The sequence below is a fragment of the Flavobacterium sp. 21.1 genome, from assembly GCF_057801535.1.
Genome location: NZ_JBYNXA010000001.1, coordinates 286,567 through 308,393, shown reverse-complemented (window position 1 = coordinate 308,393; position 21,827 = coordinate 286,567). Strand labels below are relative to the sequence as shown.

The following is a 21,827-nucleotide window of genomic DNA, read 5'->3' as shown; positions in this document are numbered from 1 at the left end:
AAATTCTAATACCAGCGTTTTTTATTTTTCTTTGAAGCTTCTGATTTTCTGGAATTGGATTCCGTTTTTTTGTTTCCTCCCTGTCCCTGTGGTTTCTTTTTATTTCTGAAATCAGGTTTTGCATCCGGATTTTTTACCTCTTCACTCCATTGAAAAGGATGATCGGTAACCACTTTTACTTTTTGACGGGTTAGTTTCTCAATATCCTGCCAATAGGTTTTTTCGTCTCTTGAACAGAATGAAATGGCCATACCCGAATTTCCGGCACGTCCTGTACGCCCAATTCGGTGTACATAGGTTTCCGGGATGTTAGGTAAATCAAAGTTGATAACATACGGAAGCATTTCAATATCGATACCTCTGGCCGCAATATCAGTAGCTACCAAAACAGTAGTTTCGTTTCTTTTGAAGCTTTCCAATACACGTTGCCTTGCGCTTTGCGATTTGTCTCCGTGTATGGCTTCGGCATGGATGTTTTGTTTCTTTAATGCTTTCACCACATTGTCCGCACCGTGTTTTGTCCGCACAAAAACCAATACGCTTTCCAGTTTCTCACCTTGAATTATTTGGTATAAAAGGTTTCTCTTATTTTCCTTGTCAACGAAATAAACTTTCTGATTTACTTTTTCGGCTGTACTGGAAACAGGTGTTACGGAAACATATTCCGGTTTTGTCAAGAAAGTATCAGCCAATTCGCGGATAGCAATCGGCATCGTTGCAGAAAACAATAATGTCTGGCGATTGTCCGGCGTTAGTTTGATAATTTTCTTAACATCATTGATGAAACCCATGTCAAGCATCAAATCGGCTTCGTCCAAAACCAAATGATGTAAGTGATTTAAATCGATGAATCCTTGTTTGTTCAGATCCAATAGACGTCCCGGAGTAGCAACCAATACGTCAACACCTTTTTTTAACTGATCAACCTGGGAAGTTTGGTTTACCCCTCCAAAAATCACCAAAGATCTTATGTTGGTATATTTTCCATAGGTATCAAAACTTTCGGCTACCTGAATTGCTAATTCACGCGTAGGAGTAACTACCAGCGTACGTATGCGTTTTGACTTATCAGAAGAGCCTACAATACGGTGCAAAAGATTAAGAATCGGAATGGCGAACGCGGCTGTTTTTCCGGTTCCTGTTTGTGCACATCCCACCAAATCATTTCCGTCCAAAATAATCGGAATGGATTTTTCCTGGATAGGAGTAGGATTGGTATATCCTTCATCGGTTATGGCGTGCTGTATGTTTTTGAGTAAATTAAGTTCGTTAAATAGCATAAAAAAACGATAGTGTTTAGTGACTATCGTTTGCAAAAGTACTCTAAAATTTCGAGATTGTTATTTATCCGATTTTGCTTTCATAAAATCGGTGATCAGATAAGCAATTAATTTTCCGACGAGATGATTGTTTTTGTCAAAATCCAAGTCCGGTGCGCCTTCACAAATATGCAGATAGGAAGCATTTTCATTTTGGCCGAAATGATGCAGGAACTGACGCAATTGTTCCGCTGAAAAACCGCTCAATGTCATCGCGCTGCTTGGAATGTTGGGAACTGCATCCAGGTCGATTTCAATTCCGAACGGATCATTGGCCACATGTTTCTGAGCCACTTCGATCTCGTCTTCAAATGTTTTTTCTTTTCGGACTGCAATCTGCTCGTAAGTATTGTATCTGACTTTCTCTTCCGTTTTTTTGATGTTTTCCAGGATACTTTTAGAAGTATAACTTTCGTGTAAACCGAAAATGAAATATTTTTTCAGGAAACCTTCTTCATACGCGTACGAAAAACCATTTCCACTATGTCTTCCTTCAAGGGCTCTGAAATCAGTATGCGCATCAAAATTGATTGCGTTTACAGGTTTTCCTTTGCCTAAAGCTAAACCTTTAATGTTTCCGTAGGCATTATTATGTCCGCCACCAATTACAATCGGAATTTTTCCGGCTTTTACGATCTGACACACGATGTGTGATACTTCTTTATCAATTTTGTCAATAAGTTTAAAGAACTCTTTTTTATCTTCTTTTTTGTTGATGTCAAGATTGGCGGCCGTTTCCATTTCTTCGGCAACATCAAGTGCTCCTAAGATTATTAATCGGCTTCCTTTACAGAATTTATTGTTTTGGATATTAACCAGACTTTTTAAAGCACTTTCCCATGCTGAAGCAGTCCCTTTACGACCTAAATTGGCTCTCACTCCAATATCTTCCGGGATACCGAAAAGAACAAATTCGGCAGTACTTGTTTTAAGAAACTCAAGAATATCCATTTCCTTTGGAGCGGTTTGAATTCGTTCTCCAAACTTGATTTCGGTATTTCTGTGGTTGGTAATTTTGGTTAAATCGCTTGCTGTAAAACGGATGAGTTTCTCCATAAAAACTAAAAATGATGCTTTCAAAAATACTATTTTAATCAAAACTTTCGTTTAATAATTTAGGTTTAAATGAAAAAAAAATTAAATTTGAAAAAAACTAATTAACCATGGAAAATCAAAAAAGTAATTCTAGTTTAAAAGCTATTATCCTTGTCTTAGCCCTATTGTTGTTGGGGAGTTTAGGTTATATGTACAAGATGAGTACTGATAATCAGACTTCTGAGAATAAATTAATGTCAGAAAAAGATAAACTGAATGAAGAATTGGCGGCTTCAATTGCTAAATATGATGAAGCAATTGCAGCTAATACGGAACTATCTGATGAACTTTCTGTCGAAAGAGAAAAGCTGGTTCAACTAAAAGCCCAGCTTGAGAAATCGCAGGGCGATGTTGCGGCAATGCGAAAATTTAAAGATGATTATGCACGTTTGAAACGTGAAATGGATAATTTAATGAAAGAAAACGATGCGTTGAAAAAACAAAATACGACACTTACAACGCAGCGTGACAGTACTCAGGTTGTATTGGAAGATACACGTAAAGTTCGCGATACCTTAGTGGCTAAAAACGACAACTTAGCTAAAACTGTTGAAAGAGGTTCTAAGCTTTCTGTTTTAAATCTTCAGACAACTGCCGTAAAACAAAGAAGTTCTGGGAAACAGATTGATACGGACAAAGCAAGCAGAGCTGATGTTTTAAAAATCAGTTTCATGATTGCAGAAAATCAAATTGCTAAATCAGGCGATAAAACGTACCATATTCAGGTAATTGACAGCAAAAATAATGTTTTAGGTGATAAAAAGACAGAATCTTTCGGAGAGAAAACTTTGACCTACAGTTTTGAGAAAATCGTTAAATACGAAAACAAAACAGTTCAGGTTTCACAAGATCTACCTGTTAAAGATATCGAAGGTGGAACTTTCTTCGTGAATATCTTCGACAAAGGAGAATTGGTTTCAAAAACAAGCTTCACATTAAGATAAAAATCAATACATAAATAAAAAAGTCCCTTTCTTTTCGATTGGGACTTTTTTTTAGATCAGTTTTCCTTCTACGATAACCTGTTCAATCAGATTGCTTCCAAAAGCGTAAGGAAGCTGATAATAGGAGGTAAGCGGTTTAGTGATTATAACACTTGCCGATTTCCCTTTGGTGATGCTGCCGTGTGTTTCGGAAACTCCCATGGCATAAGCTCCGTTTATGGTTGCGGCATTTATAGCTTCCTCCGGAGTCATTTTCATTTTGATGCAAGCGGTTGCTACTACAAAATTCATATTTCCTGATGGCGTTGTTCCCGGATTGAAATCCGAAGCCAAAGCCAATGGCAATCCTGCAGAAATCATATGACGTGCCGGCGTGTAAGGAATGCTTATAAAATAAGAACAGCTTGGTAGGGCAACAGGCATCGTTTTACTGTTTTTTAAAGCGTTAATATCCTCGTCAGTTACAATTTCCAAATGATCAACCGATAATGCCTCGTGTTTTACACAAGCTTTGATTCCTTCAATAGCCGTGAACTGATTTACGTGAATTTTTGCGGTCAGACCGAATTTCTTTCCGGCTTCCATAATTCTTTCGGTTTCTTCAACAGAGAAATAACCTGTTTCCAGGAACGCATCAATGTAATCCGCTAAATTTTCAGCTGCAATTCTTGGCAGCATTTCGTTGATGATCAAATCGATGTATGCTGAATGGTTTTCTTTGTATTCCATCGGAAACGCATGCGCTCCAAGGAAAGTGGCCTTGATTTTAATTGGATAGTTTTGGGAAAGTCGTTTGATTACACGAAGCATTTTCAGTTCGCCTTCAACGGTTAAACCGTACCCGGATTTAATTTCAACAGCTCCGGTTCCCTGTTGCATCACTTCTTCCAGACGGGCTTTCGATTGATTGTAAATTTCGTCTTCGGAAGTCGCATTAAGTTTTTTAGCTGAATTCAGAATTCCTCCACCACGATTGGCGATTTCTTCATAAGTAAGCCCATTGATTCGGTCCACAAATTCCTGTTCGCGGTTTCCGGCATAAACAATGTGCGTATGACTGTCGACCCAGGTAGGCAATACTGTTTTTCCCGTAGCGTCTATGACTTGATTGAAATTACCGTCAGGACAGTTACGCATTGTTCCGAAATCGGCAATGATATTGTTTTCAATCACTAAAAAAGCATTCTCGATTTTCGGTAAAACGGCCATTTCTGGACCGGAAACTTTATCAATATGGTTTTCACGAACCTGTAAAAGTTCCTTTATATTTTTGATAAGGATTTTCATTGCTTGAATTTTTCCGTAAAAGTAAAATGGAATTTTAAAAACTCCTATCTTTATGACAAATTATTCGGTTTTGAGGAAGATTAAATACAAAAAAGGACGTAAAGCACAACCCAATTTTTACGAATACACAGGCGTTCACCGAACGGATCCTGTTGAAATGCAATTGTTTGTATATAATGAAAGTCATTATCGGGAATTGAAAAACATTTCCATTGATAAGGTTGAGGAGACACTCTCAAATCCACTTCATAATAACGATGTTAAATGGTTAAACATCCATGGGTTGCATGATGTGAACATCGTTAAGGAAATTGGTCATTTGCTTGACGTGGAACCTTATATTATCGGGGATATTCTTAATACCACACGCCGTTCCAAAATGGAAGAATTGGGCGATACGCTTTTTTTCAGCATCAAATCAATTTTGCCTGACGAAGATTTGAACAACATGCGGGTTGAGCAGATCAGTTTCATATTAAAAGAAAATTTGTTGGTTTCTTTTCAGGAGAAGAAAAGCGATTTCTTTACGCATATCCGCGAACGAATCCGAATGAATGCAGGTATTGTCTGCAAAAAGAAGAACGATTATCTTTTGTATCTCATGCTGGATGCAGTTATGGAAAATTTCTACATCACCATTGAAAATTACGAGGATCGAATTGAAGCTTTAATGGTCGAGTCTAAAACGAATCATCGCCAGGAGATATTGGTCCGAATTGAAAATAATCGTGAAAATCTGAACTATTTAAAGCGCGCTATTATTCCGTTCCGGGATGCATTATTCAGTCTGAAGAGTTTTCAGGATGACAATGAATATGACGGAATCGAAACCGCGAATTATACTTTTTTCGCACGCCTGCATCAAAAATGCCTTGAACTTTTGGAGCAGATTGATTACGATCTGAATTCCTTGGATAGTGCTTCTCATTTTCATTTTTCGGCGCAAAGCCAAAGAATGAACGAGATTATGAAAACCCTGACCGTAGTTTCGGTTGTATTCATACCATTAACATTCATAGTAGGTGTTTACGGAATGAATTTCGACTATATGCCGGAATTGCGTTGGAGGTACGGTTATTTTGAAGTTTTGGCCGGTATGTTTTTATTGGTTGTAGCCATGATTATTTATTTCAAAAAGAAAAAATGGTTTTAGGTTATTAAAAAGATAATTTTAAGGATATGAACACATTTGTCAGCGATATTTCCGGAAAAACGTTTCCGATTTCAGAAAGGGTTTCAAGCAGAACCATTCGGCAGTCTATTTTGAGTTATATTCAGAAAGATTATCCTGATTTCAATGGGAATAAAGTAATTTCCTTGACAGAATTGAATCTTTATCGTGAAAAATACATTGCCGATTTTATTTCTGATGAAGTGAAGGAATTGTCAGGTTTAGAGAAAACTGTAATCGAAACGCTCAAAAATAACACAACAATTTCTGATAAGGTTGATTCCGAAATTCAAAGCAGTACTTTTGGACAACGCGTTGCCGATAACGTTGCCGAGTTTGGGGGAAGCTGGACGTTTATATTGTCGTTTCTGTTTTTTCTTTTGCTGTGGATTTGTTTTAATGCCTTTATTCTTCTTAACAAAGGGTTTGATCCTTATCCGTTTATTCTTTTGAATCTGATTTTATCATGTATCGCGGCACTTCAGGCTCCGGTTATTATGATGAGCCAAAACCGTCAGGAAGAAAAAGATCGGGAACGGGCCAAGAATGATTACATGATTAATTTAAAATCGGAATTAGAAATCAGAATGTTACACGAAAAAATGGACCATTTGATTATGCATCAGGAACAGTCACTCATCGAAATTCAGAAAATTCAAATTGATATGATGAATGACATCATTAGCAAAATCGAGAAGAAATAATTACACCATATCTTCCGGTTTTACCCAGGCGTCAAAATCTTCTGCTGAAACATAACCCAAACGAACCGCTTCTTCTTTTAGCGTAGTTCCGTTTTTGTGAGCAGTCTGCGCAATTTCTGCCGCTTTATAATAGCCGATTTTTGTGTTTAATGCAGTGACCAACATTAACGAATTATCAACCAATTCTTTAATTCGGGCGTAATTTGGTTCAATACCTACTGCACAATGTTCGTTGAACGACATACAGGCGTCTCCTAATAATCTTGCTGATTGAAGGAAGTTCGCAGCAATCAAAGGTTTAAAAACGTTCAATTCATAATGTCCTTGGGTAGCGCCGATCGTGATCGCAACATCATTTCCCATTACCTGCGCACAAACCATAGTTAAGGCTTCGCACTGCGTAGGATTTACTTTTCCCGGCATAATAGACGAGCCAGGCTCATTTTCCGGAATAAAAATCTCTCCGATTCCCGAACGCGGCCCCGAAGCCATCATGCGGATATCATTCGCTATTTTGTTTAATGAAACGGCTAATTGTTTAAGCGCACCGTGTGTTTCCACCATCGCATCATGAGCGGCAAGTGCTTCAAATTTGTTTTCGGCTGTTTTGAAAGGAAGTCCTGTAAATTTGGCAATATACTTGGCGACTTTTACATCGTAGTCTTCCGGCGCGTTTAAGCCCGTTCCAACCGCTGTGCCGCCCAGGGCCAATTCGGATAAATGAGCTAACGTATTTTTGATCGCTTTTAAACCGTGATTCAATTGCGAAACATAACCTGAAAGTTCCTGTCCGAGTGTAAGGGGAGTGGCGTCCATTAAATGGGTTCGACCAATTTTTACAACACTTTTATATTCCTCAGCTTTTTGTTGAAGTGTATCGCGAAGTGTTTCAATTCCCGGAATTGTTGTTTCGGCAATAATCTTATAGGCAGCAATGTGCATGGCTGTTGGAAACGTATCGTTTGAAGACTGCGATTTGTTTACGTCATCATTGGCTTTTATAAATGGTTCTTCGCCAATTTTTTTGCCTGATAAAACCTGAGCTCTGTTGGCAATGACTTCATTTACGTTCATGTTGCTTTGCGTACCGGAACCCGTCTGCCAAATTACTAAAGGGAAATTATCATCCAATGTACCGGTGAGAATCTCATCGCAAACCTGTGAAATAGCGTCGCGTTTTTCAATGGGCAGAACGGTCAGATCGCAATTGGTATAAGCAGCCGCTTTTTTTAAATAAGCAAAAGCCTCAATAATTTCATGCGGCATGGAAGCCGGTTTGCCTATTTTAAAATTGTTTCGTGAACGTTCAGTCTGTGCTCCCCAGTATTTTTCTGAAGGAACGCGTACTTCGCCCATGGTATCTTTTTCTGTTCGGAAGTCCATAGTATGTCTAATTTTCCTTAAATTTAATGAATATCAATGGTTTAATAAATGTTGTTAAAATAAATTTAAGAAAGTATTGTTCAGCCTGAATTTTACCCGTATATTTGGCCTGAATTCATAAAATTCCGGAAAACATGTTTGAATTTAGTCAGTATTTAGGTTTTTTACTTTTCTTAGGAATCTTTTTAACAGGATTCTGGTTAATGCTTTTCTTGGTGAACTTTGTGTTCTACTGGGTTGGAGGAGCATTATGGGAAGGATTTAAAGAGAGAAGAAATCAAAAAAACAATGAATAGTTAGAATCTCTGGCTTTCATAAAAAATAAAAAAGTCCCGATTAATCGGGACTTTTTTTGTTTTAACCTCCAATGAAGTCATCGCCTTCACCGTTGTTTTTAGGTACTCTGTCTCTATCTGTTTTCTTTTTGTTGAAACGATAAGTGAACGACAGGTTGATTTGTCTTTCACGGCCCTGCATTTCCGTGTGCGTTATTGCAGATGGTAAATTACTGTCGAAAATTCTTTTTCTTGAGTTGAAAAGGTCATTTACGTTAAGCGTAACAGTTCCTTTATCTTTTAATACATCTTTACTGAACGCTAAATTAGCTGAAATTACACCTAAACTTTTACCCTGTGCATTTTCCTGTGGAGCGTTATAGGTGGCATTGGTTTGCCAGTCGATCGCATAAGGCAATGTGATTTTTGAGCTGACACGTGTAAACCATGTAAAAGCAACATTATCAAAATCCTGAACAACAGTTTCACCCAAGTAATTTACGTAAGTATAATCACCTTGTGTCTCATTTCTGTAGAAGTTGAAGTTCCCGTTTAATTTCCACCATTTGAAAGGATTATAATTTAAGGTAAACTCAAAACCGCCACGGTATTCAGTCGCAAGGTTAATCGGAGTAGTTTCGATTACAGGAATACCATCTACAAATTTTCCTGATTCTCTCTGTACAAACTGAAACGAGTTTTCGGTGTGATTTAAATAAGCCGAAGTAGTAAGTGTCAATTTATCCCACTGTCTCATGTATCCTAAATCAAAGGCATTTGTAAGTGACGGATTGATATCCGGATTTCCTTTGAAGTACGCAATATCACTCGAGTAACTTGAGAACGGGTTAATTAAACGGCCTCTTGGACGGTTGATTCTTTTGCTGTAGTTAACGCTAACACTACTTTTTTCGGTCAACTCATAAGTTAAGAAAAGACTCGGGAAAAGATTGTTGTATTTCTTATTGTTGAATTCGTTTGTTGTAAGCAAATTAATGTCGATATCGGAATCTTCAAAACGAAGACCGCCCAAATAACTGAATTTTCCAATTTTGCTTCCGTACTGAGCATATACCGCATTGATCTTTTCCTTATAATTCAGTTGATTTGTTAAATCAGTATTGATTGTTCCTGAACCCGGTCCCTGTGTTGGGTCGATGCCCTCTTCAACGCTGTAATTAGTTAACATGTCAGAGAAATCGCCTTTATATCCTGCTTCAATTTGTCCTTTACCAAGAGGTAAAACGTAATCGGTTTGTGCAAGTGTTCGATTTTGTTTCTGATAGTTTGTCGTTCCTGTAATTTCAGGTGTAGCTGAACTTCCAACAATACTTTCTTTAATAATGGACACATCGTTATCATGATTTCCTGAAACGGAAAAATCAGCCGTTAATTTGTGTCCTTCTTTTTTGAAGTTCTTAGTTATGTTCGAAGAGAAATTTAAATTGTTACTTTCATTGGTCTGATCATTATAACGATTTCTGATGTTGATCAACTCTTTGTTTTCATCATAGTTATAAAAATTCACATCTTCAGGATTTCCTCCTTCATTTTTTGAAAATCCAATCGAGTTAGTCCAGCTTAAGGATTTAGTTAAAAACCATTCCAAACCAAAATTGTTGTTTTTTCCTTTTCTTTCCCTGTCATTTTCTCTTGTTTCCTGAATGTACTTAGGTGAGCCTGGTGTAGGATTGGTGTACTCTGAGTTTCTTAAATAATTACCCGGACTTATGCTGTTGTTGTAACCAAGATTGGTAAAGAAATTGAAGTTCTCACCTCTGAAATTGAAATTACCCGTTACACCATAGTTTTGAGGATTTCCCACTGTACCGGTAACACTACCGTTAATTCCTTGGTTTTTCCCTTTTTTCAAAACAATGTTTACAATACCGGCTCCGCCTTCAGCTTCATAGCGGGATGAAGGGTTCGTGATTACTTCAACTTTTTCGATAGCATCCGCCGGAAGTTGTTTTAAGGCTTGTGCCACATTAACACCAATCATACCGGAAGGTTTTCCGTCGATTAATATTTTTACGTTTTCATTTCCTCTTAAACTCACATTTCCGTCGACATCCACAGAAACAGAAGGAACATTATCCAACACATCGCTCGCGGTACCACCTTTTACGGTCATATCCTTACCAACGTTGTAAACTTTTTTGTCTAATTTGATTTCAACCGCAGCTTTTTCAGCGACAATAACGACTTCATTCAACATTTTGGTGTCTTCCATTACGGAAATTACCCCAAGGTTAGTATCGGAATTGATGGCTTTATCTTTGAACTCGACTGTTTTAAAACCAAGGAATTCAATTTTAATATAATAAACACCAGCCGGAACATCAAAAGTGAATTCTCCTTTATCATCAGTCATTCCTCCGCCCACTAAAGAAGCATTCTTTGTGTTTTGTGCATAGACACTGGCATATTCTAAAGGCTGGTTGGTCGATTTTTCAATAACTTTTCCGGTTACCTTCACTTTTGGTCCTTGCGGTTTTTGTTGCGCAAATGAAAAAAGTGTAGCTGTCAGAACTAAAAAAGTCATTAAAGATTTGAAATTTTTCATGTATAACTAAGTTTGATTTGCTCCTTAAGACTGCAAAATTACCCTTTGGTTTATGCTGTAATTCCCAAATCTTTGTTAAAACGACTCTTGAATAATTCTAAATAATCTCCAGGATTTTTTCAATAGGTCTGCCAATTACTGCCTTGTTACCGTTGATTATGATCGGTCTTTCGATTAAAACCGGATTTTCAGCCATAATTAAAATCAGTTCTTCATCGGAAAGGTTTTTACCTTCATATTCATCTTTCCAAAGGGATTCTTTCGTTCGGACTAATTCAATTGGTTTACACTTTAATTTTTCAAGTATTGAGGTCAGTTCTTCTAAATCGATTTTCTCCTCAAGGTATTTTACGGTACTGAATTCAATTCCTTTTTCTTCTAATAAACAAACTCCTTCTCTGGATTTGCTGCATCGTGGGTTATGATATATTGTAACCATGTTTTTATATTTTTGACAAAAGTACTTCTTAAAAATTAAAAAATGAAGTACCTTCCGTGTCACAAAATCAGCCTCAGGCACACCAATTTTTAAAAACCTACTTATGTTTATTGAACAAATAAAGAACAAAGATTTTAATTTTATACTTTATCTGCCTGTTTTATTGGGATTTACAGGTTTGATGCTTGCCAATTATGTAATGACTCAGGATATGAGTACCGATGCGATCATGGATCAGATGATTGAAAATTGGGGCAGTAACCTGACTTTTGTTTTTGTTATCATTCCCTTGTCGCTGATGTGTCTCGGATTATTGTTTTGGGTCAAATTCATCCACCGGCAAAGCATCAGAAGTCTAACAACCGCAAGAAAAAAGGTGGATTGGGGAAGGATTTTTTTCTCGTTCGGATTATGGGCATTTATTTCAGCATTGTTGACCCTGATTTCTTATTACGTAGCGCCTGAAAATTTTGTTTTCAATTTTGAACCGGTGCCGTTCTTTTCGTTTTTACTATTGGCAACGCTATTGATTCCGTTGCAGACAAGTTTTGAGGAATATTTGTTCAGAGGTTATATGATGCAGGGCTTAGGAGTGATTACTAATAGCAGATTGATACCGTTTCTAACGACTTCGATTTTGTTTGGATTAATGCATATCGCCAATCCGGAAGTGGGAAAACTGGGCTTGATCATAATGATCTACTATATCGGGACCGGTTTTTTCCTTGGAATAATAACTTTGATGGACGACGGATTAGAGTTAGCCTTAGGTTTTCACGCCGCCAATAATTTGATCGGAGCTCTTTTGGTCACGGCCGATTGGACCGCTTTTCAGACCAATTCAATATTGAAGGACGTTTCAGAACCAACGGCGGGATTCGATATCATAATTCCGGTTTTCATAATTTTTCCAATGTTGATCTACATCTTTGCAAAGAAATACGGGTGGAGGGACTGGAAAGGGAAATTAACCGGAAAGCTTGTTCAACCATCCGACATTGAAATAAAAAATATATAGTGAATCGTTATCTGAAAATACATTCCGACTTTAGATTCAACGGAAACGCTTATGTTTCGGAGGGATTTTGTTTGTTTGCAAATAAACTTTTGAATTCAGAAGAAGAGTTTAAAAGACAATTATCCAAATTTATTCTGGATTGGTTTGATGAAAACGATTATGTGGAAGTAACTACTTCAGGTACAACCGGAATCCCTAAAATAATCCAATTAAAGAAGGAAGCTATGGTGAATTCGGCTTTAGCTACAGCCACTTTCTTCGATCTGCAAAGTAACTGTAAGGCGCTGCACTGTTTGCCGATGCAGTATATAGCAGGAAAAATGATGTTGGTTCGCGCAATGGTAGTGGGTTGGGATTTGGATTTTGTAAAACCAGATTCTCATCCGCTTGACGGAAATGAAAAACATTATGATTTTACAGCAATGGTCCCGCTGCAGGTGGAAAATTCGTTAGACGAGTTGCATCGCGTTAAGAAAGTCATTATTGGAGGTGCTAAGTTAAGCAGGGATTTATCCGATAAATTGAAAGAACTTCCGACAGCCGTGTATGAGACTTATGGAATGACGGAAACCATTACCCACATTGCAGCAAAAAAGATTCAGGATTCATTTTTTTCAGTATTACCGGATATTACAGTTTCTACAGACCAAAGGAATTGTCTGGTCATTGATGCGCCGCGATTATCGGACACAAAATTAATTACTAATGATGTTGTAGAAATAAAGGATGATAATAAGTTTTTGTGGATTGGCCGCTTTGATAATGTTATCAACAGTGGAGGCGTAAAATTATTTCCGGAAAGAATAGAGGAGAAGCTGGCAGGGAAGATCCCTTATCGCTTTTTTGTAATCGGTAAACCTGATAACAGTTTAGGAGAAAAACTGATTTTGGTGATTGAAAGCAATCCTTATGAGATCGAAAGCTCAGTTTTTGATGGTTTGGATAAATTTGAAAAACCCAAAGAGATAGTATTTGTACCTAAATTTTTAGAAACCGAAACCGGAAAAATCAAAAGGGCTGAGACCATAAAAAGATAAACCACAAAGTTGCTTTTTACAGTTCACATCGCCCATACGACGAAGGTTAAGCATACTTTGTGGTTATTTTGAAAAAAGTAGTTGCGCTTTGCTTTATTGCTCCATTTTAAAGTAATAATCAGCTGAATGTTTTCCACCACCGTAGAAAAGGAAGAAAACACAGATAACCAAGGCTACCGATGCCAGAACAAAGTTTGGCATACTAAAAGGTCCTATAAAATTTACGACAACAGCCCCGATCAATATCGGTAATTGTGCCAAAACAGCCCATCTTGTAAGTAATCCGAAGGCAATTAATAATCCTCCCACCATGTGTGCCGAGGCAATGTAATGAATCATCAACATCTCACTTCCAAAATTTTGCATGGAATTTAAAATGATCTCATGGAGATAGTGTTTGTTAGTAATAAAAACGCCACCCATGATAATTAGAAAGATTCCAAGTGTCACTCGCAACAAATCCAACGGAAAGTTGGTATGTGCGTTCGCCCATTTGTTTAAATTTTTTACAGCTTCCATGGTTTCTCTTATTTGATATGTCCTAAATTATTAATAACGAATTACTTAGTGTAATTTTTTCGTTGAAAAGAACTTTAAAATCGTTGAAGTGTTTTTTTGTATGGAATTGGCTATGAATTAAAATACAATAATTTTTAATGCCTGTTAAAGGAGTATTAAAAATAAAAAAAATCCCGAAAATTTCGGGATTTTTGTATTTGTCGGAATCTTTATTATTCTTCCAGGGTTTTCTTCGGAGCCGTGTAAAACATTTTTTCTCTGTTGAATTCCACTTGTGCTACAGTTGCATTATCAGCCAGTTTTTTCCAAGTGTTTGATATGTTTATACGGGTTGTTTTTCCATTTACTTTGTATTCTAACGGCATTTCGAAATTGCTTACGTCTGTTTTCCAGCGTACTTCCACACTTTTATCGTTCTGACGTACTTCCAATTGCGGAATATCCCGGTAACGTAAATACTGATCAAAAACAGGAGTAAGGTTCATGCCGGTTTCCTTATTGAAAAATGCTATAACGGTTTCCGTATCAATAATTTTATGACGATAGGTTTCGGAATATTTTAGGATCATTTTCCACCATTTAGCATCATCGTTTACAATGTGACGTATCGTGTTCAACATTAAAGCCCCTTTGTAATACATATCGCCGGAACCTTCATTGTTTACTCCGTAATGACCGATGATTGGTTTGTCATTTCTAACATTCGCTCCTTGACCGTTAATGTATTGCATTGCTTTTTCATAACCTAATGTGCATTCCACGAAAACGGCTTCGGAATAAGTTGTAAATCCTTCATGGATCCACATATCGGCAATGTCTTTTGAAGTCACACTGTTTCCGAACCATTCATGACCTGTTTCGTGGATGGTAATGAAATCAAAAGTCAATCCCACGCCGGTATGACTGTTATCTCTTCCCAAATATCCTTTCAGGTATTTATTTCCGTAAGCAACAGCACTTTGATGCTCCATTCCTAAATAAGAAGTTTCAACCAGTTTGTATCCGTCTTCTTTAAAAGGATAAGTTCCGAATTTCGTCTGGAAGCAATCCATCATTCTTTTCACATCCGCTTCAAAATGTTTACGGGCTTTTGCTTCGTTCTCACGTAAAACATAATAATCTAAATCCAGTCCTTTATAATTGTCATGAATATGAGCATAATCTGCAACATTAATCGTTATGTCATAAGTGTTTATCGGACTTTTAACTTCCCAATCCCAACGGGTATAACCATTTTTTAAATCTTCAGAGCCTAAAAAGCGTCCATTGGAAACATTCATCAATCCATTAGGAACTGCCACTTTAATTGAAGATCCGAAATCAGGTTCATCACTTTGCGTATCTTTAACCGGATACCATAAACTTGCTCCCGTTCCCTGCACGGCAACGCCGATCCAGTCTTTGCCCTGTGCGTCTTTTTTAAATACAAAACCGCCGTCCCAAGGTGCATTTTTAGCTACCAATGGTTTTCCGGAGTAGTAAAAACGGATTTTGCCTTCCTTTCCTATTGCCATAGTTTCGTTTAAATCGATGAAAACGGCATGATTATCTCTTTTATATTTCAATTTCTTTTTATTGAGAACAATACTGTCAACGTTCATGTTGTCAAACAAATCGATTTGAATCTTATTTGTAGGTTGAACTATTTTAAACTTTATGTCATTGTACCCAACAATTGAACGTTCTTGCGGATTTATTTTAATGTTTAGATCATAACGCTGCACATCGAAACTGGTTCGCTCGTGTCGTAAACCACCTTGGAGTGAATCTTTTCTGGTGAAATTTTGAGCCGACACCTGATGTAATCCTAAAAGGAGTAGGGAAGTGCATAAAATGTTTTTCATAATTGTTGGTTTAAATAGTATTAGTTATTTGTAGCCTAATACATTATTTTGTTACTTCTATTCGTGTTTTTTTGATCACTAATCGGGTTCAATTTGTTGCAAAATCCATTCCATCTCAGGATCTTTACCATTAATATGATCTTCTAATGTGGGAATGATTGTTTTATCCGGGAATATTCCTCGACCATCAATGGCGCTTTCGTAAATCGTTGTATTGTACATTAACCCGAAACGCATTTTCAATTTGGAATTTGGAAGTTTAGTAACGTACATTTTTCCGGCCACCGTTCCGTTAAAGGCGCCGCCCGTTTCTTCCCCGACAAAAAATGCCCTTCCGGAAGCTTTCAGATTGGTGGAAATCATGCTTGATGCAGAAATACTTCCACCGTTAATCAAAACATAGATTGGACCGGTGAAGGCCAGTGGTTTGACAGATCTTGGTTTTGTCTCGGCACTGTAATAGTAATTTCCATCCTCTTTTTTATGCACTTTAAAAAACAGGTAAGGATAGTAAACAGGTGCAACTAACACTTTAGCTATTTTGATTAGGAATGGGCCACCACTTAAGTACTCACCACTAAACATACTTGTTTTTGAAACTACCTGCGAATCATCCAGGAAAATAAAAGTATCCTCCGCTAAATAAGTATACAGATAAACAATTTCATCAAGTCGCCCGCCGGGATTGTCTCGTAGATCAATAATAAGTGTTTTAGTGTTGTTGTGCTGCATTTTGGCAAAACTTTCATCATAGAAATTATGGTAATCACCGATCATAAATTCTTTGATACTTAAGATAGCTACGCTGCTGTCGTTTTCCATGAACCGGAGGTTTCTGTTGTATTCACCGGTCTCCGGGTTGTATCCGAACTTGCTTTTTCTGATTTTGCCAAGTTCATCTTTTTCCTTTTTTTTGTTTTTGTCCGTTTTAACCGAATCAGTGACAGTTCTTTTGATCACGGTAGTTTTAACGCTGTCATTGTATTTAAAAAGATATCGGATGCTGTCCTGAATGTCATTTTCAAAAGTGTAAAAAGCGGAAAAATTTCTAGACAGCACATATTTTTTTAAAGTCTGGTTATACCCGTCTGATGCAAAACGGGTTGCATAGGTTTGCAGTAAATCGGTTGTGCTTTTGTTGTTTATGGCAACAACTTCGGTCCCTGGTTTTATTGCTTTGTCTAATGAATGATTACGTATCACATACAATTTATTATCATAAACTTCAAATTCAAACTGAGACAACGGTCCGGTTCCTTTTTTTATTAAAGCTTTTTTTTCTTTTCGCGATAGTTTTCTTTCCTGAGGATATATCGTGGTGTGACCTTGTTTTATCGAGGCAATGACCGGACTTATTTTTTTGTAAAATTCGACGCTGGTCATTGGTTTTGTAATGGTTGATTTTAAACTGTCAAATTTATAATCCAACGCTTCTTTGCTGATGTACCAGTAAAGTTTCGGATGTAGTTTTTTGAGTTTCTTGTAGGTGTACTCTACATCCGATCTTAATTTTTTTTCGGAGATAAAATTATTCGGGTAAAGACTGGTATGATTAGCTGAATCGCATCCCGCAATAATACTAAGTAATAAGAAAACCAGGAATGCTTTTTTCATTTTAGGTATATTGAAAAAACAGTACTCCTAAATTTACAAATTATTTTATAAAGTACATTTGAAAACCAGTAAGGAATTGATAATCAAATGTTAGTCGCAGTTGTATTTGCTCACTTCATTGGCAAAGGCATTAAAAACGAGTGGATTGAAAACTTCGTAATCAATGAAATAAATACCTCTGCTGTCGATTGTAATTGCTGCAGCGTAGAATTTGTGCGGTGAATCTTTTAAAAACAGATTGAAAAAATAGTCTGAAATATCATCCTTCCAAAAACTATCAGCTATTATAGATTCTGATTTGATATATAAAATAGGTTTATATATCGACGTAACATTATAACTATGCTCGTATCTGAAGTATTTGTTCTTCTCGACTGATCTGCTTTTTACGCTTTTACATTCTTTTTCATCCTTTGAATAGAAAAAGTGCAGCGTCTTAACCGAATCAAGATTCACATTCCATTTTTCCTTCATATACAATTTAAGGTCCGCTAACTGGTTCTTTCCCAAACAACCCGGAACGACTTTTTCATGATTTTTTGGAAAGGCATCCTGCAGGCTGGCATTTTCTGTGTTTATATAATTTTTATGTTGCGAAAATGCAAATTGCATAAAGAAGCAAAACAGAATCAAAAGTACTTTTTTTGACATAGCTCGAATAGGTAAGTTGAAGTTTGTTAAAGATAAAAACAACAGGAACATTAATGTGTGGAGAAAACACAATAAAATATATTGTTATAAAAAAAAACACCTGACACTTTTTTAATTGCCAGGTGCTGTTTTGAATTATTTATTGTTGGATTGAAGATTATACCTGAATCACACCTAAATTGAAAGGTTTCTCAATAGGAGCGTGGTTAGCTGCTTCGATACCCATCGAAATCCATTTTCTTGTATCAAGCGGATCAACGATAGCGTCAGTCCATAAACGCGATGCGGCATAATAAGGAGAAACCTGCTCATCGTAACGCGATTTGATTTTATTGAACAATTCAGCTTCCACTTCCGGAGTAATTTCTTCTCCGCGTGCTTTCATTGCCGATTCTTCAATCTGTAACAATACTTTAGCAGCCTGAGCGCCTCCCATTACCGCTAATTCAGCACTTGGCCAGGCGAAGATCAAACGAGGATCATACGCTTTTCCACACATCGCATAATTTCCTGCACCATATGAGTTTCCAACAACAACAGTGAATTTAGGAACCACAGAATTTGAAACGGCGTTTACCATTTTTGCTCCGTCTTTAATAATTCCGCCATGCTCCGATTTGGAACCTACCATAAATCCGGTAACATCATGTACGAATACCAACGGAATTTTTTTCTGATTACAGTTAGCAATGAAACGAGTAGCTTTATCAGCTGAATCTGAATAGATAACACCTCCGAACTGCATTTCGCTCGGTTTGGTTTTCGCTCCGGTAGTTTTTACGATTTTACGTTGGTTGGCTACAATTCCCACAGCCCATCCGTCAATACGAGCATAAGCGGTAATAATGGATTGTCCGTAACCGGCTTTGTATTCATCAATTTCAGAATTATCAACCAAACGTTTGATGATTTCCAACATATCATATTGTTCTGCTCTCGATTTTGGAAGAAGTCCGAAGATTTCATTTTCGTCTAACGCCGGTTTTTCGGCTTTGACACGGTTGAATCCGGCTTTATCATAATCGCCGATTTTTCCAACGATATTTCTGATGGTATCCAAAGCGTCTTTATCGTCTTTGGCTTTATAATCGGTTACACCTGAAATTTCACAATGCGTTGTTGCACCTCCAAGTGTTTCATTATCTATGGTTTCTCCGATAGCCGCTTTTACTAAATAACTTCCGGCAAGGAAAATACTTCCGGTTTTATCAACGATAAGTGCTTCATCACTCATAATAGGCAGGTAAGCACCTCCCGCAACACAACTTCCCATAACGGCTGCTATCTGGGTTATACCTTGGCTGCTCATGATGGCATTATTACGGAAAATACGTCCGAAATGCTCTTTATCAGGGAAAATTTCGTCCTGTAATGGAAGGTAAACTCCCGCACTGTCAACAAGATAGATGATCGGTAACCGGTTGTCCATCGCGATTTCCTGTGCACGCAAGTTCTTTTTTGCTGTGATAGGGAACCAGGCTCCTGCTTTTACAGTGGCATCATTGGCTACAACTACGCACTGCTTTCCGTTAATATATCCGATTTTAACAACAACACCTCCCGAAGGACAACCACCGTGTTCTTTGTACATACCGTCACCAACGAATGCCCCGATTTCAATGCTTTTGGCACCTTTATCTAATAAATATTCGATACGTTCACGGGCAGTCATTTTGCCTTCGCCGTGGAGTTTTGCAATACGTTTTTCACCACCGCCCAGTTTTACTTTTGCTAAGCGCTGTTTTAATTCTGAAAGTAAAAGTTTGTTGTGATCTTCGTTCTTGTTGAAGTTAATATCCATTGTGCTTTTATTTTTTAGCTGTAAAGCTGTATTTTTGGTTGGCTAAATTACGAAACTTTTTATTCTGAAAAGCAATCATTTTCCTTACTTTTCTGACTTCCAAGTTAATTACGAATTAACGTTGACTTAACGTTAACTTAACATTGAAAAGGTACTTTTGCCGCAAAATTAACATAGATATGTCAATAAACAGTATTTTCCAATTTTTGGTACCGAAAGACAAAAAGTTTTTTCCATTATTTGAACAAGCATCAAACAATCTGATATTATTAGCAGAAACGTTGCATGAAGCTGTAAACGCTCCTAAAAGCGAAAGAGAAAACTATTATAAAAAAATAGAAGAGCTAGAAGCTAATATTGAGGAGATTACACATAAGACGCATTTGGAATTAAGCCGAAACTTCATTACTCCATTTGACAGAGAAGATATCCATGCGCTGATCAAAGCAATTGATGATGTGGCAGATTATATGCATGAAGGCGGAAGCAGAATGCGTTTGTATCAGGTTGAAAAAATTACGAAATCGATCCGTAAGTTAACTGAAATCAATCTGGAAGCTTGTCAGTTGATCGGCAAAGCGGTTCATGAACTGAAAGATTTGAAAAACCTTAAATCAATCACGGATGCATGTAAACGTATCAACAAATTAGAAAGTAAAGCAGACAGCGTTTTTGATAAAGCGGTTGCAGATATTTTTGAAAACGAAACGGATGCGAAAAACGTTATTAAATACAAAGAGGTACTTTCTTCATTAGAGAGAGCTTCTGATAAGTGTAAAGGCGTTGCGAATGTGTTAGAATCGATCGTAGTTAAGCATTCTTAATTTCTTTTCAATCAGAAAGTATTTATGGATTTTACTATATTAATCATAATCATTGTTTTAGCGCTTATATTCGACTATATCAATGGTTTTCACGATGCGGCAAACTCAATTGCTACAATTGTTGCTACTAAGGTACTTACGCCGTTCCAGGCCGTATTTTGGGCTGCTTTTTTCAACTTCCTGGCCTATTGGGTCTTTGGTTTTGGAGTAGCCGATACGGTAGCTAAAACAGCTCACACAGGAAGTATTAATTTAACGGTAATTCTGGCCGGAATCATCGCGGCAATTATTTGGAATTTGCTAACCTGGTGGAAAGGAATTCCGTCTTCATCATCACACACGCTTATCGGAGGTTTTGCCGGAGCTGCAATCGCTCACGGATTATCTTCAGTTACAGATCCTGAACATGCAGGTTTTAAGATTGTTAATTGGTTAAAAGACGCCAAAGAAGGGGAGTTGCTGCCTACCGGGGTTTTAATCGTAATTCTTTTTATTGTTTTTGCTCCTTTATTAGGTATGATAATTTCTTATCTGATTTCGCTTTGGATGATGTATTCTTCTAAGAAAAATATTTATCCGAAGATTGTTACTGTTGTGATAATGTTGATGGGAGTTTGGTTTCTGTCCTCTGTTTTAACACCTTATGACGAAATCAAAGAACCAAGATTTGACAGTCATTTTTGGAGTGTAGCAACGGAACCACATAATATAAAGTTCTTGTTGGTAGGTTTTATCTTTTTCAGCTTATCAGTTTTTAACTTGGTTTTCAGTAATTTTTCAACAGCTAAATCGGAAGCTATTCTTAAGAAAATGCAGTTATTATCATCTGCTGCTTTCAGTTTGGGGCACGGAGGTAATGATTCTCAGAAAGTAATGGGTATTATTGCAGCTGCAGTTGCGGTTTATATCAAAGCAAACCCGGGTATTGATTTGTCCGCTGGTTTCTTGGATTTGAATGTTGATATTGATAAAGGAACTATGCCGGGTTGGATTCCAATCACGTGTTATACTGTAATTGGTTTAGGTACTTTAAGTGGCGGATGGAAAATTGTGAAAACGATGGGATCTAAAATCACGAAAGTTACCGCATTTGAAGGTGTAGTTGCCGAATCAGCAGGTGCATTGACATTGTTCATGACCGAGCATTTTAAAATTCCGGTTTCAACAACACACACCATTACAGGTTCTATTATCGGAGTTGGATTGACAAAAAGGGTTTCAGCCGTTCGTTGGGGAGTAACTGTTAGCTTGTTATGGGCTTGGGTGTTAACTATTCCGGTTTCGGCAGTTATTGCAGCGATTACCTATTATCTGTTAAATGCAGTATTGTAATTGT

At 37.3% G+C, this 21,827-nt stretch carries 19 protein-coding genes; 8 read left to right on the top strand and 11 right to left on the bottom strand.

What is annotated here, in order from left to right; genetic code table 11:
- Positions 1-5 precede the first annotated feature (5 nt).
- On the bottom strand, positions 6-1,280 hold the full coding sequence (locus AC3E9U_RS01375) for a DEAD/DEAH box helicase (protein ID WP_488745111.1): 1,275 nt from the start codon (positions 1,278-1,280) through the stop codon (positions 6-8).
- A gap of 60 nt (positions 1,281-1,340) precedes the next feature.
- The gene (locus AC3E9U_RS01370; protein ID WP_488745494.1) at positions 1,341-2,375 is read right to left on the bottom strand and encodes a formimidoylglutamase; all 1,035 of its coding nucleotides are present in this window, start codon (positions 2,373-2,375) and stop codon (positions 1,341-1,343) included.
- Positions 2,376-2,482: 107 nt separating this feature from the next.
- Here AC3E9U_RS01370 and AC3E9U_RS01365 point away from each other — a divergent pair, with 107 nt between their 5' ends.
- Entirely contained in the window at positions 2,483-3,358 is an 876-nt protein-coding gene (locus AC3E9U_RS01365) for a hypothetical protein (RefSeq protein ID WP_488745110.1), read from the top strand.
- Between the two features lie 51 nt (positions 3,359-3,409).
- Here AC3E9U_RS01365 and hutI read toward each other — a convergent pair whose 3' ends face one another.
- Positions 3,410-4,645, bottom strand: a complete 1,236-nt coding sequence (hutI, locus tag AC3E9U_RS01360; protein ID WP_488745109.1) for an imidazolonepropionase — start codon at positions 4,643-4,645, stop codon at positions 3,410-3,412.
- 70 nt (positions 4,646-4,715) lie between these two features.
- On the opposite strand from hutI, the gene corA reads away from it, so the two are divergent.
- The gene (corA, locus tag AC3E9U_RS01355; protein ID WP_488745493.1) at positions 4,716-5,798 is read left to right on the top strand and encodes a magnesium/cobalt transporter CorA; all 1,083 of its coding nucleotides are present in this window, start codon (positions 4,716-4,718) and stop codon (positions 5,796-5,798) included.
- Positions 5,799-5,824: 26 nt separating this feature from the next.
- A complete protein-coding gene (locus AC3E9U_RS01350) occupies positions 5,825-6,520 on the top strand; it encodes a DUF1003 domain-containing protein (protein WP_488745108.1) in 696 nt (231 codons plus the stop codon).
- Here AC3E9U_RS01350 and fumC read toward each other — a convergent pair whose 3' ends face one another.
- Complete coding sequence (gene fumC, locus AC3E9U_RS01345; RefSeq protein WP_488745107.1) at positions 6,521-7,903, bottom strand: class II fumarate hydratase; 1,383 nt, start codon at positions 7,901-7,903, stop codon at positions 6,521-6,523.
- Between the two features lie 134 nt (positions 7,904-8,037).
- Between fumC and AC3E9U_RS01340 the strand changes: the two genes are divergently transcribed.
- Complete coding sequence (locus AC3E9U_RS01340) at positions 8,038-8,199, top strand: hypothetical protein (RefSeq protein ID WP_488745106.1); 162 nt, start codon at positions 8,038-8,040, stop codon at positions 8,197-8,199.
- Positions 8,200-8,260: 61 nt separating this feature from the next.
- On the opposite strand, the gene AC3E9U_RS01335 is transcribed toward AC3E9U_RS01340, so the two are convergent.
- Together AC3E9U_RS01335 and arsC are read right to left on the bottom strand one after the other, a co-directional pair.
- Positions 8,261-10,744 carry a TonB-dependent receptor gene (locus AC3E9U_RS01335; protein ID WP_488745105.1) on the bottom strand — a complete coding sequence of 828 codons (2,484 nt, stop codon included), beginning with the start codon at positions 10,742-10,744 and terminating at the stop codon, positions 8,261-8,263.
- A gap of 97 nt (positions 10,745-10,841) precedes the next feature.
- Positions 10,842-11,183: an arsenate reductase (glutaredoxin) gene (gene arsC / locus AC3E9U_RS01330; RefSeq protein WP_488745104.1), complete on the bottom strand. Its 342-nt coding sequence runs from the start codon at positions 11,181-11,183 to the stop codon at positions 10,842-10,844.
- 103 nt (positions 11,184-11,286) lie between these two features.
- On the opposite strand from arsC, the gene AC3E9U_RS01325 reads away from it, so the two are divergent.
- Together AC3E9U_RS01325 and AC3E9U_RS01320 are read left to right on the top strand one after the other, a co-directional pair.
- Complete coding sequence (locus AC3E9U_RS01325; protein WP_488745103.1) at positions 11,287-12,201, top strand: CPBP family intramembrane glutamic endopeptidase; 915 nt, start codon at positions 11,287-11,289, stop codon at positions 12,199-12,201.
- Between the two features lie 89 nt (positions 12,202-12,290).
- Positions 12,291-13,238 carry an AMP-binding protein gene (locus tag AC3E9U_RS01320; protein WP_488745102.1) on the top strand — a complete coding sequence of 316 codons (948 nt, stop codon included), beginning with the start codon at positions 12,291-12,293 and terminating at the stop codon, positions 13,236-13,238.
- Between the two features lie 93 nt (positions 13,239-13,331).
- On the opposite strand, the gene AC3E9U_RS01315 is transcribed toward AC3E9U_RS01320, so the two are convergent.
- From AC3E9U_RS01315 to AC3E9U_RS01295, 5 genes are all read right to left on the bottom strand, one after another.
- Complete coding sequence (locus AC3E9U_RS01315; protein WP_488745101.1) at positions 13,332-13,757, bottom strand: DoxX family protein; 426 nt, start codon at positions 13,755-13,757, stop codon at positions 13,332-13,334.
- A gap of 212 nt (positions 13,758-13,969) precedes the next feature.
- The gene (locus AC3E9U_RS01310; RefSeq protein ID WP_488745100.1) at positions 13,970-15,601 is read right to left on the bottom strand and encodes a M1 family metallopeptidase; all 1,632 of its coding nucleotides are present in this window, start codon (positions 15,599-15,601) and stop codon (positions 13,970-13,972) included.
- A 78-nt stretch (positions 15,602-15,679) separates the two neighbouring features.
- Positions 15,680-17,215: a S41 family peptidase gene (locus AC3E9U_RS01305; protein ID WP_488745099.1), complete on the bottom strand. Its 1,536-nt coding sequence runs from the start codon at positions 17,213-17,215 to the stop codon at positions 15,680-15,682.
- 90 nt (positions 17,216-17,305) lie between these two features.
- A complete protein-coding gene (locus AC3E9U_RS01300) occupies positions 17,306-17,866 on the bottom strand; it encodes a hypothetical protein (RefSeq protein WP_488745098.1) in 561 nt (186 codons plus the stop codon).
- A 157-nt stretch (positions 17,867-18,023) separates the two neighbouring features.
- Positions 18,024-19,667 (bottom strand): acyl-CoA carboxylase subunit beta, encoded by a 1,644-nt coding sequence (locus AC3E9U_RS01295; protein WP_488745097.1) that lies wholly within the window; start codon positions 19,665-19,667, stop codon positions 18,024-18,026.
- Positions 19,668-19,846: 179 nt separating this feature from the next.
- On the opposite strand from AC3E9U_RS01295, the gene AC3E9U_RS01290 reads away from it, so the two are divergent.
- Both AC3E9U_RS01290 and AC3E9U_RS01285 read left to right on the top strand, forming a co-directional pair.
- Positions 19,847-20,491 (top strand): DUF47 domain-containing protein, encoded by a 645-nt coding sequence (locus AC3E9U_RS01290; RefSeq protein ID WP_488745096.1) that lies wholly within the window; start codon positions 19,847-19,849, stop codon positions 20,489-20,491.
- 24 nt (positions 20,492-20,515) lie between these two features.
- Positions 20,516-21,823 carry an inorganic phosphate transporter gene (locus AC3E9U_RS01285; protein ID WP_488745095.1) on the top strand — a complete coding sequence of 436 codons (1,308 nt, stop codon included), beginning with the start codon at positions 20,516-20,518 and terminating at the stop codon, positions 21,821-21,823.
- Positions 21,824-21,827: the final 4 nt, after the last annotated feature.